This is a genomic window from Acinetobacter sp. ANC 4636, assembly GCF_054454555.1.
On the sequence record NZ_JBTKVD010000017.1, the window covers coordinates 1 to 16823 of the forward strand.

Consider the following 16823-nt stretch of genomic DNA (forward strand, 5'->3'; position numbering starts at 1 on the left):
GACAGCATCTTCACAGATTGAATCGCTTTTAAGAGAAACGCTACTGCAGAATCCCAAACAAGTGATGTCTAAGGGTTACGGTATTGTTCGCTCAAATGGTAAAGCAATTCGATCTATTCAACAGATTTCAGATTCATCCATTTCAGTCGAAATGCAAGACGGCGTAATTGAAGCCCATGTTACACAGGTAATTTCAAATGACAAATAAAGAACTAAGCTTTAAAGAAGGTTATGACATTTTAAAGCGCAATGCTGAGTTGCTTGAGTCTCAGGAAGAACCTGATATTGATAATTTGATGAAGATCGTTGAAGAATCAATGGATGCATATAAAGCCTGTAAGTCACGTGTTGAAGCTGTGCAACAGGCTTTAGATGAAACATTTAAGGAGTGATGGTGAAATCCTTACATGTTGTTTCTCTGTAGTATACCTATACATCCTACTACTTATCGCTGTAGCAGCTAAAATATGAATGGCTAGAGTTACCCAGTGTTTATCTGCTAATTGGTTAACATGGATCTATTGTTTTGGGTATAAGGTGTTAAACATCACATAGATTATATAAATTTGACCTGAAAAATAATTTTCCTCTTAATATTATCTATTTAATTTTAAATAATTAATTTTAATGGTAAGCTCTGAAATCGAAATATAATGCGTATCATTGATAAACATACGCACAAAAATATCCATTAGTTTATAGGTTCTAAGATGTCAAATAACTCACACATTATTCTTCAGCAAATACTTGAAGATCAAAAAGATGAATTGGAAATCGACTCTACCATCAATAAATTTTTCGGGAATTTCTCTGCCCTGCAATTGTTAAAAAATAATGAATTAAGCTATGAAGAGATTGATAAAGGAGATGTTGATGGTCCTTTAGATGGTGGAATTGATAATTTCTATCTATTTATTAATGGAGATCTAATCGATTGGACCTGCTTTATTCATGATGAAGATGAAAATGAAGAAAATCATGAAAATGATTTATTGACAATAAAGCTCATTAGGGAAAAATATAAAAAAAATATTGAAATAGAAGTAGTGATTATTCAATCAAAACTAGAAAATTCCTTTAATGAAAGTGCAATCACAAAACTAAAAGATTCCTTAGGAAATTTATTAAATCTTGAAAAAAATATTGAAGATTTTAGTACAAGATACAACCCTTCACTACTGAGTGCATTTTCAGTTTTAAGAAAAGTATATCTAGCATTGATAGCTAAACGCTGTGAATTATATTTTAATATATATTACACATCAAAAGGTAATGATGTTCATCATAATGTTCAGGCACAAGCAACTGAGTTAGAGCTATTGATTAAAAGTAAACTCACAAATTCTAGTGCAAAAGTTCATTTTATAGGTTCTCAAAAACTAATTGATCTTTATCAAAAGAAACAAGATATTGATTTTGAATTAAATTTAGTTGAAAACACTATTTCAAATAACACAAGTTCCTACATTGGTCTTGTTAATATCAAAGAGCTTTATAATTTTATTACCGATAATGAAAATAAATTAATTAAACATATTTTTGAGTCTAATGTGCGGGATTATCAAGGTAAAAATAATGTGAATTCAGAAATCGCTGATACTTTAAATAATAATACAAGTGAAGATTTCTGGTGGCTAAATAATGGAGTAACAATTTTAAGTAGTAAAGTTACACCTTCAACAAACAAAAAATTAACTATTCAAAACCCCGAAATTGTTAATGGATTACAAACTAGCTCTGAAATCTATAGATATTTTAAAGAAAATACTTATAACCTACTAAATGATAATACTGAATTTAGAAATGTTTTAGTTAGAATAATTGTTCCGAGCTCTGAAGAAGTTAGAGATAAAATCATAAAGGCAACAAATAGTCAAACCCAAATACCGAAATCATCATTGAGAGCAACTGATCCAATTCATAGACAGATTGAAACATATTTGAAGCCAAAGGGATTCTTTTATGATAGAAGAAAGAATTTTTATAAAAACGAGGGTAAAAAGCCTAAAGAAATTATTAGCATCCCATTTATGTCTCAATGCTTAATATCTGTACTAATGCAAAAACCTGATTACGCTAGAGCTAGACCTTCATCTTTATTAGATGATGAGTCTTCATATAATAAACTATTTTCACCAAACACACCTTTAAAAGTGTTCTACCTCCTTAGCTATTACGGTAAAAAAGTTGAAGAAGTTTCTAGAAATATAGATGGCTTAGAATATAATCAGGGCTCAGATATTAAATTTCATATTCTATATGCTGCTGTTGCACTCATGACAAATAGTAAAAATCCAACTATTAATAGTATAGAACAGCTAGAAGAAACGTCTATAGATTCTGTATTAGATAGTGCTATAAATATAACAAAACAGCTCTATCTGAAAAATGGTGGAAATAACAAAGCAGCAAAATCCCCCACTTTTAAAGATGAACTGATTAATGAGGTTTCAACATATACAAATTAAAATAGTTAGAGTATATCCCCCATTAATAAATGGGGGATATACTCTAAGAATAGCTCAGGTTTGAGTTTTTCAGCTTCTAACGAGGTTATTCATGAGGATTGCTTATTCTTATACTCTTGACACTTTTCATATAGCTTTCGAATAGAATTTTCAACAACCCGTTGAGCACTCTCTCTACTAGTGTATCGAAGTTCGCTTGGATATAGTCCACTTTGTGTTAATTGTCTAAAAAGCTCACCTCTATCTTTCTCTGGGATTGCTAATTGTTCACATAAATCATCAAATGGGCTTGATGCCCCTGTAAAAGCAATAATTTCTGAGGCTTTCAATGGGGATGTTAATACCACTTCATATTGTGTGTCTTTAAAATTAAAGAGAGGCTCTGATTCATCTGGAAATTTTATTTTGAAGTTATTAGCAGCATCAATAAACTCACTATCCTTCCATAATTCGCAAATATTAACAATGACCTCCTCGTCATTTGGAGTATGTTCAAAAATAGCTCCTGACACTGCTCCAGGTTTGTGAAGCCCTTTGAAATATTCCGCATATTTTTGATTAATAGTCCAACTAACCACACCTTCATCTTTGTTGTCTTGCAAAAAAATAGCTTCAAGCTCACCATGATGAAGAAACCGTTTTCTATAACAAGGGGAAGATACACTTTTGAATTTCTTATCTAAATTTTTAGCAGCGTCTAACAACTTAGAGGCAAGCTCATTTCTTTTACTTTGATCCTCTTGCCACCCTTTTTGCCAATTTGCCAATGCAAGCATTAAGTCATCAGAAAAAAACATTAATACACCCTTAAGTTATAAATTTTAAGTAAAAATAATTAAAATATAAGTAATTATTTATCAGCATATGAAATATACCTCTTTCATAAATCTTAGATTTAAATTTTATTGTAACACTATGTTCTTGCCTTAATACTTGACTCAGGCATGTCCTAAAGCCGAGTCTTTTTCTTGAGCAATAATTTAGGCGATGGGCGATATCTAGATTGAAATTTAATTTCTGGAATCTATAATATAGAACTGGAAAAATGATTTATGATAGAATTTTCATAAATATATTACAACCACCTTAAAAACAAAGTAATTATAATTTTTATTAATAAGTAAGTTTCTAATTATTAAATTTCAGGAATAAAAAACAAAATCTCTCTCACTTTAATCATAAATTGATTTAACTAAATGATTTAGATTAATATATTTGTTTTCTCCATTAAGAGACGGAAAATTATGCTGAAAGCATTTTAAACTAAGCGCCCCATTATAAAATCTGTTATAATGTAAAATGATATAATTTATTGATTATATCAACTTACAAAATAAAGCTCTAAGAATTTTCTTTTTATACTCTAAATACTCTCCACCAATATTATTATGACCTGGATTCACCCAAAATTTTGAATATACAAAATTCATAACAAACGTCTTTGAATGATCTAAATTATTATTTATATAATTGTTTATATCAAAAACTATATTTCTAAATACATAAAACAACTCAAATAAATTACCATCAACTTCATTTTCATTCATTCCTAACTTAAAATTATCAATTGACTGACAAAAACCAACTAATCTATCTATAAAATATTGTTGAAAAAATATCATAATTTAATAAAACATTGGAATTATAGTTAAATCCTAAAATACCAGTTTCTAATATATTCATTATACTAATTTCTAAAAAAATAGAATTTTTATTATTTTCTGAATAATTCAAATCACTTAAATATGATTGAACTAAGTCATTATATTTTGATAATAAAAAAACTACACCATCCCAACTTTCAACTGTAATACTAAACTGATATTTTTAGCTTAGCTCTCTTGCTAGTTTTTGTATTTTTTCATCATTAGGAGCCGTTGTGGCTAGCACAAAATCTTTAATTTTAGGAAAAAATTTTGTTGCTTTATTTACTTCAGCAATCAATTCATCCTCTGTTACCCCAGCATGATTATATTGATCTTTTCCTTTACATTGCACTGCACATAAACAATCAATAGAACCATTTAAATAGCCATATACATCGACTCCACATTGAGGCTGCCCCTGTCTCCCATTCAATTGAGCGTAATGGTTATTCCACACTCTTTGCCCATATATCTCTACATAACCGCTCAAATTTCTGCCAATCTTTTGGTGGAGGAAGTTGAAAATCGGAGAGTGCCATATTTCTTCCTTATATAATTAAGTTTTAGTTAGTAAGAGTTTATTTTTTAAATGAATGAACTATTTTAAATTCTACACCAATATTTTTAGTAAATTACTTCCTATCTCATAAAAGTTTTCTCTGCTTACCCACATCCAGTAAGCTGTTTACTTGCTTCGACAGTTTCCGTACCTGACCTGAAACCTCACTTTGCAGTATCGCCATATGATGCCCCATTTCAATATTGGCATACTGCATAGCTTCAGCAAGCATAAGATTACCGAGTTGGCGGGCTTCCCTTGGCGTCAGTGTCAGTACCTCATCATCACCGATATCTAGTTTCACTGTTCCATCTGGCAGCATTGTTTTAGATATCAATCGTGCTGGTCGATGCTTAGGTGCCGGAACAAAGATGCCTCGCTGTACTCTAATAATGTGGCCTAAACCAACAAGATGGCTAAGCCGATCATCCACAATAGACATCTTAAGTCCTGTCGTTTCTGCCAAGACCTCACGTGTTACGATTTGTTCCTGGTTATGCAGATCCTGGATTGCTTCAAAGATTATTTCTGTTGAACTCATGTCCCTACCTTGCTAGATCTTTTAATCGTTGTGTCTTTTGCATAACGGCGAAATACCAACATGGCTGCATCTCGAGCATGTTCGTTGGTTCGACCTGTCCAGCCTGTCATTTTCTTGAACATGTCTGCTTTAGCTTTGGTCATGTTGTTTTTAGGGTGAATCAACTTGTAGTTAATCTCATTTTCCTTACAGAAATCTTCCCAAATCTGAGCATCACGTTTAACTGAACCAACGCCCTGCGCTTTTTCCCGTCCACCAGTATCCCATGATTCGGAGAAAGTTATGGGCTGGAAATACTCAAATATCACAAAAACGCTAACAGTTTTTGGCAAACAAATGACACACGTTTTTGACAAAGTTCTTGAGTCTGAAATTGATCAACTACTTATCGATGCAAAGTTTAAAGAAGCACTTTGGAGAGCATAAACATGAACTCAGCTAGAGAGTTAAAAAATCACAATGCAGCGACTGCTTTTGATCAAGCTAAAACCAGTGTTTTAAATGCTTTAAGTGGCGATCCATTTGGTTTAACGATGTCACAACTCATGACTGTATGCAGACTAAGCAATAAAACACTTAAACAAGTCCTTCCCGCCTTGAATTTAGAGTTGGATGACGGCGTTTATAAGCTACCTCTAAGTGCGAAAAAAAGTACTGATCAAAAAGCACAGCAACCTTTACCTGATCCAGAGATAAAAGTTTTGAAAAAATCAAATACTGAAAATATTAAGCAACCAATGAAATTGGGTGGTCGTTTATCTTCTGCTGAAATAAAGGCACTAAAGAAAAAGGAAGATCGCATACATGCTGTTATTAAACAATATGACGGATTGTCTTTAGATTTCATGACTGATCTTGTTGGTGACTCTATAGAAAATATTATTGCATCTGCATGTATTATAAAAAAACATAGTGAAAATCTTGAAGATGCTAAAGCTGCAGGTGATTTTATCGATAGCCTTGGTAATACACACAAGGACATAATTCAGAAATTCTTTGATCCAGAACACCCCGAATATAAACCACGTGAAAATGAATATTCACCAGTTAAAAATGAATATAAGGCACCTAAAAGTGAATATTTACCTGTAAAAAATGAAGATATTTCATCAAATGCGCAACCTAAACGAGTTGCTATTCCTTCATTGGAAAGCTGCAAGTCACTAATCCAAACTACAACGGTTAAAACGCATAATCTCTTTTTAGATAAAGATCAAATTACCAGTCTCCTTAAAGATGCATTTGGTTTGGATGATGTCATTTGGAGAACACAAGGTAGCAAAGTCTTAGGTGTTCACATGAGTCGAACTGAGAATGTTGAGGGCTAAATGATGAATATGGCTGGTCCTCAAAAACTCAGTCAAGAAATTGAGAATGACTTAAAAGCATTCTGCAAAGAACACTCCTTGAATAAACAACAATATCAGCGCCTATGTGACATTGCTGACAAGGCGTACTTATTGGCAGAGCAAGTTGCACAGGCTGAAATTAACAAACATACGGTGAATGCCAAAGTATGAATGAACTCTTACCAAAACCATCTACAAAAGCATTTGGCTCTGTTGCAGTGCCAATTAAAGATCAAAACAATGAATTAAGTCGACTTGGCGTAAAAATGCATCAAGTCAAAATCAATGGGAAAATTGAGGTTGTATTTGATCAAGATGATATTGCTGAGAAAGTGATTCTTCCCCAAATTAAAGATAAAAATTTTTTTAAAAGTGCGGCAAAAAATATGAGTACAGAAATCAATAAAGCAACTGAAGAAGTGAAAGGTTTTATACGTGAATTAAGTGGAGAGGTTTCAAAACTGCGAGTTCAACAAGCTGAGATATGTGATACGGCGAAGAAAACAAGTGGTCATGTACGCGATGCCGTTGAAAAGCTTGCAAATGGTGTAAAGAAGATTGAGTCTGCTGCCAATTTTGACAAGTTAGAGCGAATGACTAACCTGTTGGAACGTGCAGCAGATGCTATGGAGCGCTTAGATAATCTCCAAACAACAGGAAAACTAGACAAAATATTGAATGCAATCAAGTGAGGCGTAGAATGGCATTAAAAAATTTATCAGATTCATCTGAACTAAAGAAACAAGAACTTCTTAGAGGCTTCATCGAAGCACCTGAAGGTCAAAGTTTCCCTCAGGAAGTTGTTGCTCTATATTTGGACTGTTCACCTTGGACACTAGCAAAAATGCGTTGTAATGGGAATGAATTACCATTCCGCAAAATAGGTCGTCGCGTTAGTTATAAAAAACGTGACGTTCTAGTATATGAAGCTAATAAGACTGTAACTTGTACAGCCCAGCTATCGAGCTAATTATTTTAGGAATGGCGAGATTATCTCGCCTTAATTTCTCTTAAACGTTCATCCCATACAGATTCATAATTAAAACAATCAACTTTTTGTTGATATACAGCTTCTATCATATTCATAGAGGCTTTTAATTCCTCCATTGGAATCTGTACATAACCACCAGTTACATCTAAACGTGGCTTTGCAGTATGGTTTAATAGGCGTTTGGTCACATAAATATTAAATCTAAGTAGGTTACAGATTGTGGCGAATGTACGGCGAAAATCATGCATAGAAACATAGTAATCAACTTCCGCACCTACTCTATTTAGTAGCGTATCAACTTTCGTTGCATGCATATTATGTGATGTTGGTATCTTAGTTGCTGGGAAAACCCAATCATTTTCTCTTAGAAGAAAACGGTTTTTAAGTATCGATAATAAGTGATCACCAATTGGGAAAAAATGATCTGAACCATTCTTTGTATCTCGAAATATCACTGTACCAGACTTAAAATCAATATCAGTCCATTTTAACTGGCATACTTCCTGGCGGCGGCATCCTGTGTACATAGTAAATAAGACAATATCGCGATGTGTATTTGATCGAGCTGTATTTTCTAAATTAAGTTCATCCTCATAGTTGAGAACAGCCTGGTAATATTTATAAATGACATCTTTATTTAAGTGCCTTTCTCTACGTTTAATAGAATTCCAGCCTTTAGTGATAGCAATTACATCAACTGGATTTGACCTAAGGATTGGGTTTTGATCACTTGAATAAAGTACATGCATATATTTCCAAAGAGTACCTAATAGAGAGACTGAGCCATTTGCTGATGATGGGCTTTTTATTGAAATCTCGATAAATTTATTTAGTACTTCATTTTTTGTAATTTCAAATATTTTTCGATTCGACCATCCTAGATAAAGATCGAAATATTTACGGTACTGGCGGATGGTTTTTGGTTTAAAGTCATTTCTCTGGATATAAATTTCTAATGACTCTCCAACTGTTAAGTCAGTAGGATTGTTAATTGTCTGATTTTTAGTTGGCTTTGTGTATTCTCCGTTCGCAATCTGTGCCAGGATTAATTGTGCTTTAGCTCTTGCACTTAAAGCCGGTATTTCATTTGTTTTACCAATTACGATACGGAATAATTCACCTTGAGCTCGTCGCTCTACAATAAAGCTTTTACTCTTTGTTGTTGCTCTAACAGCAAACCCAATTAATTCAGAATCTCTGTAAATTTTTTGACCTTTCTCTGTTAATGGAATAGCATCAACATTAGATTTATTAAGTTTCATGCCTATACATCTAGGATTTAAAGTCTAAAGTTAAACATTTTTCTCAACAGTCTACAAATAGTCTACAAGCAAAAAAGTCAAACAATAAAAGCCGTGATTTAATTTATTAAATATATGTTTTATAAAGATTAATAATTTTTATAAATCTATGGGTGTATTATAGAAAAAATAAAAAGCACCTAGTTTGCTGCGGATTGGAATACTTAGCATTTAGTCGTATTCCGTAGTATTTTCAATAGCTTAATATTTTTAAAGGTTGTACCAACTTGCATTCAATTACCCTCAATTGTGTTTCAACAGTCTACAAATCATAAAAAATATTTTTTAGACTCGTATCATTTGTCAACTTGGGGCTTATATATTAAAGCTTTTAACCCGCAGATAAATATAAAATTGTGCTAAATAAAAAAGGTTTCAGCACATCGCACGTCTTTGCCATAACGAAAGTGAACCACTATTCGACTTTAATTGAAGCCCACCCCACATTGGATATTCACCAGCAATGCATGCAATTTTTTCAATTGTCAAGGTAGTGTATATCGCTGAATAAAGTTTTTTGTTTTCTTCATCAAAATAGCCTCAATAAAATTCATGAGACTATTTTGATGATTCACATGCTCTTGTTTTTGTTAAAACTTAAATTCCAGCCAGTAATTGACTATAGCGAGCTATATCAATATTACCGCCACTGATAATGACTCCAATTCTTTTGCCCTTTAACTCTTTTTTGAGCATTCTCGCTGCTGTAAAACCAAGACACCCTGTTGGTTCCACAATCATTTTCATACGTTCTGCAAAGAAGCGCATTGAGTTAATTAACTCATCATCTGGCACTGTTAAAATATCATCAACTTTTTCTTTGATAATGGAAAAATTATATTGACCTAAATGTTGGATTTGTGCTCCATCAGCAATTGTTTGTGGAGTATCTATATGTACAATTTCACCTTTTTGAAAAGATAGTTGACCATCATTACCTGCATCAGGTTCAACCCCGTATATTTTACAATTTGGCGATAAATGCCTTGCAGACAAAGCTGAACCTGCTAATAGCCCACCACCACCAAGGCAGACAAATAAAGCATCTAACTCACCAACCTCTTCAAATAGTTCCTTAGCTACAGTCCCCTGACCTGCGATCACATGCGGATGATCATAAGGTGGAATTAAAGTTAGGCCTTTTTCTTTCGCTAATGCTTGCCCAATTTCTTCTCGGTCTTCCGTATAACGGTTATATTCAATTACATTTCCACCGTAGCCTTTGGTTGCTGCTTTTTTTGCAGCAGGAGCATCATGAGGCATAATAATTGTTGCAGGAATTCCCAAAATTTTAGCTGATAAAGCAACGCCTTGAGCATGATTTCCAGAAGAATACGCAACAACACCAGCAGCTCTTTGTACATCATTCAATTGAGCCAAAGCATTCATTGCACCGCGAAACTTAAACGCGCCTATGCGTTGGAAATTTTCACATTTAAAAAATATTTTGGCACCAAAGTCTCTATCTGCCGTTCTAGAGGTTAATACAGGTGTTTTATTTATATGATGATTGATACGTTGAGCTGCAGCAATGACATCATCAAATGTTGGAAGTCTCTGTTCTTGCATGTCAAAAAAACCTATATAAAATAAAAAATTAAACAGATGCAACTAAAAACATATTCGGTTAACAATATTAGATAAAATATACATTATTAGATAATTTGTATAATTTATTTCATGTATTTTAAATCGATAAACTATAAAAAATTGATTTACAATAATTTTATTTTTAGACAAAAAATCTAAAAATGAAGTGAATTTGTCTATAAAAAATATAAAATGGTTAATACGTCTTCTATAAGATATTTAATTTGGAGTGAAAATGTCAGGCATAGATGAAAAGCATCTATTAAAACAATTAGATATGATTGCTCAAGGGTTAAGTGAAACACTTGCTCCATTTTGTGAAGTTGTAGTTCATGACCTCACTAATCCTGAACATTCAATACTTGCAATACATAACAATCTATCTGGTAGAAATATTGGTGATCCTGCTACAGAGTTGGGACTTGCAAGAATTATGTCACCAGAATTTCCTAGTTTGATTGCAAATTACGCAAATCAATTTGCAGATGGTCGCCCCGCAAAAAGTACATCTATCGGAATTAAAGATACAAATGGGCAATATATAGCAGCATTATGTATGAATATTGATTTAACTTTATTTAGGGGAATGCAAAGTGCATTAGAATGTTTTACGCATATTGATACAAATAGTATTGTTGAGCATTTAGAACCTAGTGGTAGTGAAGCAATTAGAAAATATATTGATCAATATGCATCTAAACATGCAAAAACTCCACAGATGCTGAAACTCAACGAAAGAAAAGAGCTCATGGCTGAATTAAAGCAAAATGGCCTCTTAGATATTAAAAAGGCAATAGAGACAGTCGCTCAACACCTAGGAATATCAAGAGCAAGTGCTTATTTATATTTTAAGGATCTTTAGGCAAAAAGCTGCCTATTCAGTTTGAATTATCACTTATGACGCATCATTAGTATTAAATTCAATCTATTATCAGAGATAATTAATGACCTAATCACTCCAGATAAAATTTGATTTGAATTGCTCGTTCTAATTGATCTAGATCAAAGTCATCTAGTCAAAGAATCAGTCCTGACCGTATGCACTTGAGAAGTAGGCGTTCAGAAATTTCTCAATACTTCTGGATGCATCGCCAGCCAATAAAAACTGAACATAAAAAAGCACCCTTAGGTGCTTCTCTTATGCTCTGCTATTAACATCCATACGACTATGATGCCAAGAGTGGTTTGCACCATAAGAAAAACTAATTTCGTTTGGAACTAAAGTTCTTTCCTGATGATTCAACTGCTCAATCATATTTCTAAGTGCACCATCACCTTGTGCATGCTCTTTATATAAAGCACGTAACAATAGCTCTGCTGGCTTCCCAATCTGTCCACGATCAGCTTCCCATGAACGCACACTTGTTTCACCTACGCCCAGCACGCCTGCAAGATTCTTTTGTGACAAATTGAGTTCTTTACGCAAGAAACGAATTTCTTCACCAGTAAGATCTGGCTTTTGCATAATCAAGTACAGGCCAATGGCATTATGAAGTTCATGAACAGCATGGATGGAAACAAGCTCGCCATAATCTTCATCATCTTCAATGGTATAACCATTTTGCAACCATACATTGCTTAAACCGCTTTCTTCATAGTGATACATATAGAATTACTCTTTAAATGTAGTGACAACTATCGAAGAATCTCCGTTCTCGTTCATTTTGATCACCACAGCAGTTGTTATGTATTCGCCAGCAGTACGAACAGATAAATTGAGTTGGTAATCTCCACGAATATTCATATACGGTCCTTCGGTAATATCTCCATGTTCAAAACAGCAAATAATCTGCTTGAACGAGATATTTCTCTCTTTCATTCGCTCTCTTGCATGCTTGGAAAGCTTAATCTTGCTTGTGTCAGTGGCAAATTCTCGAAGTTTTAGTTTTGCTTCTGCTGAGGTTAAACACATAATCAAGATACTATGCAGTGGGCTAATGATGGAAAACCGTCAAATTTTGACGGTTCATTATTATTTATCATTTGATAAGAGATTTGCAAGCATTATATAAATTAAGGCTGTTTAAATCTTTAAGGCTAACAGATAATCATCCACCAATTTTAACCATATCCACAGGTACCTGTAATAACATTGATCGTAGATGAGGTGTCAACAACCATTAATAATAGGTAAAATGAAAAATCTGTTTTATTGGCTTACCCTACATATGGCACAAGATTTCGCAATCAACTCCCCAGTTAAACATTGGTGTGAATTTGAATTTATCTCAAAAACGGTGAAAAACCCCAATATCCATATTCGGGGTAACTATAGTTATTACAGTGCTTTTTGGGATAGCGGGTTTGAAAGATGTGTCGTTAGATATTTACACAATAAACCTTCAACATCTGCAAATCAGATCGATCAGCTTTATATCGGTAACTTTGTGTGCTTTGGTGCAGAATGTGTGATTATGATGGGGGGTAATCAGTTACATCGCACAGACTGGATTTCAGCATTTCCATTCGATACCCGCAGTTTTGTACCTGCAGGAGATACAATCATTGGGGATGGCTGCTGGATTGGTAGTCGTGCCATGATCATGCAGGGCGTCAAACTTGGTGAAGGTGCTATTGTGGCAACAGGCGCAGTTGTGACCAAAGATGTGCCACCTTATACTGTGGTTGCAGGTGTTCCTGCTCAGATTATGAAATATCGCTTTTCACCTGATGCCATACAGAAATTGCTGTCTGCCAAGATTTATGATTTAGATGAAAAAGTCTTGTTAAAAATCAGAGAAAATTTGCAATCTGATAATGTCGATACCTTGATTGAGTTTTTACAAAATCGTACTGCTTAGCAAACCTTTACAGCATATATAATCAAACGGCGTTTTTGTTGAACAAGATCAAATCTTCTGGACTCAAATCTTGAGGATATTCAAAATAAAAAAGGCTCATCAAAGAGCCTTTTTCTCAAAGATATTTACTTATAAATAACGCGCCCACTGAACAGTTGCTGTAGTTGCTGTAGAACTGCTTGAACCAGAGCCTGAACTTGAGGTTCCACTACCTGTTGAAAAATCAGGGTGATCTTTTAAGGTTGAGAGATCAATAGTTGTTGAACCTGTAAACTTAGACCCCTTACTGGTATCACCAAGACCTGCCGCCGATAGAGAACCTACGATTTTACTATCACCAGATGTACTTAACAGGTTACCTGCTATCACATTACCATATACTGTAGCTTGCGCACCCAAGGAAATATTCCCACCAGTATATGTAGACTGACATAAAGCAACTGTTGTGGCATTTGTACATGAGCCTGCCAATAAAGCAATATTGCCAATACTTGCAGGAATTAAGGAAGTACTTGAACTACATAAATTGGTTGGTCGACCGAAATCAGTACTATTACAAACCACACTTGCTCCAGCATAGTTTGGAGCCTGCGAGGTAATAGAGCCACCATAATCGATGTTTCCTGTCGATAAGAAAGTATTTACATACTTACCTTGCAGAAGCTTTAAGTCCCCTTTAAATAAAAATACGCCAGGAGCCAAGGAAGGATAGCCTGAATTCCCGTTGATATTTAAAGACCAGGTTCCTCCACTGTAGGCAATAACATCGGCGCGTGAATATTTTGGATAGATATAACCAACTGGGGTACTCGTACAAATATTTTTCTTATCCACGCTGCTACATAACTGTCCTATGTAGGTATTGTAGTTTTCTACGTATGAAGCAATATGATAATTACCATTTGGAATTCCATTCACATTTTGTACAGTGACAATAATATTTTTACTGCTATCCACACTCAAGATATAATTTGCCTGTGACTCGTAACTTAAAGCATTCACAATTGGTTTACTTGGTGCGGTCACTGTGACTAAAGCGCCTGTTGCCACAATAGAATTTGTGCCTGCGGGTAAAATCTGAGTGTTATTTTGTGGGCAAGATGTAAATTTCACTGCTTTTAATAAACTGTAACTCGACCAGTTTACAGAGGTACACGTCAAAGTTGCTTCACTGGTTGCATTTGTGATGGTTGGCCAACCTGACATCGTCACGTTACCTTTCGCCAGAGTTGTTTTAACTTGGCCATTACTAATATTGACATAACTTCCAGCAGTAAAAGTTTGAGCAGTTCCTCCACTTTTCCAGTCAATATAACTTAGCGTGCTAGCACTATTTATGTTGACACCACCACCAAGACTTATATATTGATCAGAATACAAATCTCCTTGTGTACCGCCCCCCGTAATATCAATTGAGCCTTTAGCCGAAATTAATTGAGATGAGGCACTACCTGTTAAAGTTACATTGCCATTTGAATAGATATTATTAATCTGTGCGGAACTGGTGAGTTTTACATTCCCTGTTGTAGTTAAGCTATCTATGCCTTTTAAACCAACACCACCTGTTGAAAAGTCACCATAAACATTAATAGCGACTTTACCAGTCCCATTTTGACTAAATGTAATCCCACCAGATAAATCCAGATTGCTATAAATATCCATTGCAGATGTGGTTCCAGTCGTAGTACCGCTCCCCCCACTGCTAGTTGAAGTTGAGGTTGAAGCGACTTTATACAGCACTTGAATTGTGGATGCCGCTTGAGATGTGGTGCTTTTATTTTTAATAGTTGCAACGATTTGATATGGATCTGTACTGGTTGCTGGTGCCGTAATCGTATCAATTGATGCTGTAATTCCAGAAGCACTGATACTTACTGCGCCTGTTGCTAAACTTTCGAGTTGGCTTTTGCTTAAACTTTCAAAATACTTGCGCAAAATTTCCACACCAGCCCAAGCGCCCGCTTGAGCATTTGTGGCAGCATGACTCGATATCTCTGCTTGCTGCTTCGTTCTTATATAATAAGCGGTACTTAAAATCGTTACGATGAGAGCAACACCGACCAGCATCACAGTAAGGATTGTAGCGATTCCCTTTTGTGAGGTTGCTAAATTTGGCTGGGCTTTTTTTATCATAAAAATCCCCCTATCAAGATGTAATATTCGATAAGCAAATTGGAAAGTTCGATGTATTTGCTGTAATGATCAGTTTAGGATGAGATGCTGCAGTACCTATGCCATATGGAGTACAAGTTTCTGTTGTCAAATTAAATGTAATCGTTGCAGTTGCAGGCAAAGTTGCCAATACCCGATCAACAGTCCAGCTTAAACTATCCAATGCGGCAGTCTGAGCACAGGCACTGGTTTTAAGTAAGATTAGCTTGGTCTGATTATTATTCATAACACTGGCAATGCCCTGACAGGTTAGTGTACTCGAAGTATTGATCGTAGTGTAATAACGCCACAAAGCTGCTTTCTGACTACCAACGGTAATCCCACTGTCTAAACTCAGTTGATTGGGAACAACTAAGATATTGTTGCCAGAAGAAAAACCAAAGCCGGCATTTTGCACAAGCATTTGAGCAATGGTTAAACCATTAAATACCTGAGTGTCTTGCTGAGCATTTTGCTGGGAATCAATACTGGTTGTCATGACTGCCCGAAATAGGGTTAATAAAGCAATCAGGCACAACATCGAAATTAACAAGCCAATCATCAAACTAATCAGGGTTGATCCTGTTTGTTTATATTTCATAGTGATTCTCCAACTTTTACCTCACCACCTAGAGAATCATCAGTCACACTCAACACAGGTTTTTTTATTGTCACAGCGGCGCCATTAACAGTAATACTTTTTTCAGTACAGGTAACACTGACATTCAAGGTTGTGTTATTCACACTTATTGTTGGTGTCGATGTTGTCGTGCATAAACTGCTGCCTGACTGTAATAACACTCTTAACTGACTAACCGCGATTTGCTGGATGTTACTTTGTCGATGTGTCTGCAATATTTTGCCAATACTCACAGCTCCCCCTAAAGCAATAATGCCCGTTAAAAGTAATGCAACCAATGCTTCTAGCAAGGTTGAGCCTTTCTGACCAAGATTAGTTAAATGTGTAGGTTTCATTTAAATTGCCGTTGGTTATTGTTATAAGTTTGTCATTGGTACACGTTGAAACAGGAATTTGATTGCCTAAATGCCCAAAAGCAATGCATGTTAAAGCGGTATTAGATGTATCTTTCACCTGAATATCTGAAGGCAATTCAAAAGTATAAATAGATGTAGAATTGCAACTGGCAACTGTTGTAGATGTTGGTTTATAAACAGATAACGTATTATTATTTAAGCAAATCTGAGCTGTGGCTGAGTTATCTGTGAAGCCTCTCTCATTTTTGATCGATATAGATTTTGCAAGATTAACTGCATTCGCCAAAGAAGAAACTGTTTTTGTAATTTCAGCTTGCCTAACCCAGTCTCTTGTAAAAGCTGTTCCTGCAACTGCCAATATAGTCAAAATGGCGAGAGTTACCATTATTTCAATGAGTGAAAACCCTGAGACACGGCGCATAAACTTATC

At 34.8% G+C, this 16823-nt stretch carries 20 protein-coding genes and 2 pseudogenes; 9 read left to right on the forward strand and 13 right to left on the reverse strand.

Going from position 1 to position 16823, the window contains the following annotated elements:
• The 3 genes and pseudogenes from ACX1N5_RS13920 to ACX1N5_RS13930 all read left to right on the forward strand — a co-directional run.
• Positions 1 to 208, forward strand: a pseudogene (locus ACX1N5_RS13920) (exodeoxyribonuclease VII large subunit); the annotation flags it as partial.
• Positions 198 to 392: an exodeoxyribonuclease VII small subunit gene (gene xseB, locus ACX1N5_RS13925; RefSeq protein WP_458803057.1), complete on the forward strand. Its 195-nt coding sequence runs from the start codon at positions 198 to 200 to the stop codon at positions 390 to 392. The pseudogene ACX1N5_RS13920 and the gene xseB, both read left to right, overlap by 11 nt.
• Positions 393 to 710: 318 nt before the next feature.
• Entirely contained in the window at positions 711 to 2468 is a 1758-nt protein-coding gene (locus ACX1N5_RS13930) for an AIPR family protein (protein ID WP_458803059.1), read from the forward strand.
• 89 nt (positions 2469 to 2557) lie between these two features.
• On the opposite strand, the gene ACX1N5_RS13935 is transcribed toward ACX1N5_RS13930, so the two are convergent.
• The 5 genes and pseudogenes from ACX1N5_RS13935 to ACX1N5_RS13955 form a co-directional block, all read right to left on the reverse strand.
• Positions 2558 to 3265, reverse strand: coding sequence for a hypothetical protein (locus ACX1N5_RS13935; RefSeq protein ID WP_458803061.1), 708 nt, complete (start codon positions 3263 to 3265; stop codon positions 2558 to 2560).
• 519 nt (positions 3266 to 3784) lie between these two features.
• Positions 3785 to 4090 (reverse strand): hypothetical protein, encoded by a 306-nt coding sequence (locus tag ACX1N5_RS13940; protein ID WP_458803063.1) that lies wholly within the window; start codon positions 4088 to 4090, stop codon positions 3785 to 3787.
• Positions 4091 to 4295: 205 nt separating this feature from the next.
• Complete coding sequence (locus tag ACX1N5_RS13945; protein WP_458803065.1) at positions 4296 to 4604, reverse strand: hypothetical protein; 309 nt, start codon at positions 4602 to 4604, stop codon at positions 4296 to 4298.
• A gap of 154 nt (positions 4605 to 4758) precedes the next feature.
• Positions 4759 to 5214, reverse strand: a complete 456-nt coding sequence (locus tag ACX1N5_RS13950) for a hypothetical protein (RefSeq protein WP_458803067.1) — start codon at positions 5212 to 5214, stop codon at positions 4759 to 4761.
• Positions 5211 to 5483, reverse strand: a pseudogene (locus ACX1N5_RS13955) (hypothetical protein); the annotation flags it as partial. The gene ACX1N5_RS13950 and the pseudogene ACX1N5_RS13955, both read right to left, overlap by 4 nt.
• Before the next feature lie 159 nt (positions 5484 to 5642).
• Between ACX1N5_RS13955 and ACX1N5_RS13960 the strand changes: the two are divergent.
• Genes ACX1N5_RS13960 through ACX1N5_RS13975 form a run of 4 tightly spaced genes read left to right on the forward strand, consistent with a single transcriptional unit; the run spans position 5643 to position 7533 of the window.
• A complete protein-coding gene (locus tag ACX1N5_RS13960) occupies positions 5643 to 6542 on the forward strand; it encodes a hypothetical protein (RefSeq protein WP_458803069.1) in 900 nt (299 codons plus the stop codon).
• Entirely contained in the window at positions 6543 to 6734 is a 192-nt protein-coding gene (locus ACX1N5_RS13965) for a hypothetical protein (protein WP_458803070.1), read from the forward strand.
• Positions 6731 to 7255, forward strand: a complete 525-nt coding sequence (locus tag ACX1N5_RS13970) for a hypothetical protein (protein WP_458803072.1) — start codon at positions 6731 to 6733, stop codon at positions 7253 to 7255. The genes ACX1N5_RS13965 and ACX1N5_RS13970 overlap by 4 nt, the downstream gene beginning before the upstream one ends.
• An 8-nt stretch (positions 7256 to 7263) precedes the next feature.
• Entirely contained in the window at positions 7264 to 7533 is a 270-nt protein-coding gene (locus tag ACX1N5_RS13975; protein ID WP_458803074.1) for a DNA-binding protein, read from the forward strand.
• Between the two features lie 20 nt (positions 7534 to 7553).
• On the opposite strand, the gene ACX1N5_RS13980 is transcribed toward ACX1N5_RS13975, so the two are convergent.
• The gene (locus ACX1N5_RS13980) at positions 7554 to 8816 is read right to left on the reverse strand and encodes a tyrosine-type recombinase/integrase (RefSeq protein ID WP_458803076.1); all 1263 of its coding nucleotides are present in this window, start codon (positions 8814 to 8816) and stop codon (positions 7554 to 7556) included.
• A 636-nt stretch (positions 8817 to 9452) separates the two neighbouring features.
• A complete protein-coding gene (locus tag ACX1N5_RS13985; protein WP_458803078.1) occupies positions 9453 to 10424 on the reverse strand; it encodes a threo-3-hydroxy-L-aspartate ammonia-lyase in 972 nt (323 codons plus the stop codon).
• 256 nt (positions 10425 to 10680) lie between these two features.
• Here ACX1N5_RS13985 and ACX1N5_RS13990 point away from each other — a divergent pair, with 256 nt between their 5' ends.
• Positions 10681 to 11307, forward strand: coding sequence for a helix-turn-helix transcriptional regulator (locus ACX1N5_RS13990; RefSeq protein WP_131382475.1), 627 nt, complete (start codon positions 10681 to 10683; stop codon positions 11305 to 11307).
• 276 nt (positions 11308 to 11583) lie between these two features.
• On the opposite strand, the gene ACX1N5_RS13995 is transcribed toward ACX1N5_RS13990, so the two are convergent.
• Positions 11584 to 12051 carry a helix-turn-helix domain-containing protein gene (locus ACX1N5_RS13995; RefSeq protein WP_131382476.1) on the reverse strand — a complete coding sequence of 156 codons (468 nt, stop codon included), beginning with the start codon at positions 12049 to 12051 and terminating at the stop codon, positions 11584 to 11586.
• 6 nt (positions 12052 to 12057) lie between these two features.
• Positions 12058 to 12357: a DUF4258 domain-containing protein gene (locus ACX1N5_RS14000; protein ID WP_131382477.1), complete on the reverse strand. Its 300-nt coding sequence runs from the start codon at positions 12355 to 12357 to the stop codon at positions 12058 to 12060.
• 256 nt (positions 12358 to 12613) lie between these two features.
• On the opposite strand from ACX1N5_RS14000, the gene ACX1N5_RS14005 reads away from it, so the two are divergent.
• Positions 12614 to 13246: a CatB-related O-acetyltransferase gene (locus ACX1N5_RS14005; protein ID WP_458803080.1), complete on the forward strand. Its 633-nt coding sequence runs from the start codon at positions 12614 to 12616 to the stop codon at positions 13244 to 13246.
• A gap of 129 nt (positions 13247 to 13375) precedes the next feature.
• On the opposite strand, the gene ACX1N5_RS14010 is transcribed toward ACX1N5_RS14005, so the two are convergent.
• From ACX1N5_RS14010 to ACX1N5_RS14025, 4 genes are read right to left on the reverse strand one after another with little or no spacing between them, the layout of a single operon-like run.
• Positions 13376 to 15379, reverse strand: coding sequence for a hypothetical protein (locus ACX1N5_RS14010; protein WP_458803082.1), 2004 nt, complete (start codon positions 15377 to 15379; stop codon positions 13376 to 13378).
• 13 nt (positions 15380 to 15392) lie between these two features.
• The gene (locus ACX1N5_RS14015; protein ID WP_458803084.1) at positions 15393 to 15998 is read right to left on the reverse strand and encodes a PilW family protein; all 606 of its coding nucleotides are present in this window, start codon (positions 15996 to 15998) and stop codon (positions 15393 to 15395) included.
• A complete protein-coding gene (locus ACX1N5_RS14020; protein ID WP_131382481.1) occupies positions 15995 to 16372 on the reverse strand; it encodes a prepilin-type N-terminal cleavage/methylation domain-containing protein in 378 nt (125 codons plus the stop codon). The genes ACX1N5_RS14015 and ACX1N5_RS14020 overlap by 4 nt, the downstream gene beginning before the upstream one ends.
• Positions 16350 to 16814, reverse strand: a complete 465-nt coding sequence (locus ACX1N5_RS14025; RefSeq protein WP_131382482.1) for a pilus assembly FimT family protein — start codon at positions 16812 to 16814, stop codon at positions 16350 to 16352. The genes ACX1N5_RS14020 and ACX1N5_RS14025 overlap by 23 nt, the downstream gene beginning before the upstream one ends.
• Positions 16815 to 16823 lie beyond the last annotated feature (9 nt).

Coding starts and splice junctions, on each gene's coding strand:
- xseB (WP_458803057.1), top strand. CDS start 198: ATGACAAATAAAGAACTAAGCTTTAAAGAAGGTTATGACATTTTAAAG.
- ACX1N5_RS13930 (WP_458803059.1), top strand. CDS start 711: ATGTCAAATAACTCACACATTATTCTTCAGCAAATACTTGAAGATCAA.
- ACX1N5_RS13935 (WP_458803061.1), bottom strand. CDS start 3,265: ATGTTTTTTTCTGATGACTTAATGCTTGCATTGGCAAATTGGCAAAAA.
- ACX1N5_RS13940 (WP_458803063.1), bottom strand. CDS start 4,090: ATGATATTTTTTCAACAATATTTTATAGATAGATTAGTTGGTTTTTGT.
- ACX1N5_RS13950 (WP_458803067.1), bottom strand. CDS start 5,214: ATGAGTTCAACAGAAATAATCTTTGAAGCAATCCAGGATCTGCATAAC.
- ACX1N5_RS13960 (WP_458803069.1), top strand. CDS start 5,643: ATGAACTCAGCTAGAGAGTTAAAAAATCACAATGCAGCGACTGCTTTT.
- ACX1N5_RS13965 (WP_458803070.1), top strand. CDS start 6,543: ATGATGAATATGGCTGGTCCTCAAAAACTCAGTCAAGAAATTGAGAAT.
- ACX1N5_RS13970 (WP_458803072.1), top strand. CDS start 6,731: ATGAATGAACTCTTACCAAAACCATCTACAAAAGCATTTGGCTCTGTT.
- ACX1N5_RS13975 (WP_458803074.1), top strand. CDS start 7,264: ATGGCATTAAAAAATTTATCAGATTCATCTGAACTAAAGAAACAAGAA.
- ACX1N5_RS13980 (WP_458803076.1), bottom strand. CDS start 8,816: ATGAAACTTAATAAATCTAATGTTGATGCTATTCCATTAACAGAGAAA.
- ACX1N5_RS13985 (WP_458803078.1), bottom strand. CDS start 10,424: ATGCAAGAACAGAGACTTCCAACATTTGATGATGTCATTGCTGCAGCT.
- ACX1N5_RS13990 (WP_131382475.1), top strand. CDS start 10,681: ATGTCAGGCATAGATGAAAAGCATCTATTAAAACAATTAGATATGATT.
- ACX1N5_RS13995 (WP_131382476.1), bottom strand. CDS start 12,051: ATGTATCACTATGAAGAAAGCGGTTTAAGCAATGTATGGTTGCAAAAT.
- ACX1N5_RS14000 (WP_131382477.1), bottom strand. CDS start 12,357: ATGTGTTTAACCTCAGCAGAAGCAAAACTAAAACTTCGAGAATTTGCC.
- ACX1N5_RS14005 (WP_458803080.1), top strand. CDS start 12,614: ATGGCACAAGATTTCGCAATCAACTCCCCAGTTAAACATTGGTGTGAA.
- ACX1N5_RS14010 (WP_458803082.1), bottom strand. CDS start 15,379: ATGATAAAAAAAGCCCAGCCAAATTTAGCAACCTCACAAAAGGGAATC.
- ACX1N5_RS14015 (WP_458803084.1), bottom strand. CDS start 15,998: ATGAAATATAAACAAACAGGATCAACCCTGATTAGTTTGATGATTGGC.
- ACX1N5_RS14020 (WP_131382481.1), bottom strand. CDS start 16,372: ATGAAACCTACACATTTAACTAATCTTGGTCAGAAAGGCTCAACCTTG.
- ACX1N5_RS14025 (WP_131382482.1), bottom strand. CDS start 16,814: ATGCGCCGTGTCTCAGGGTTTTCACTCATTGAAATAATGGTAACTCTC.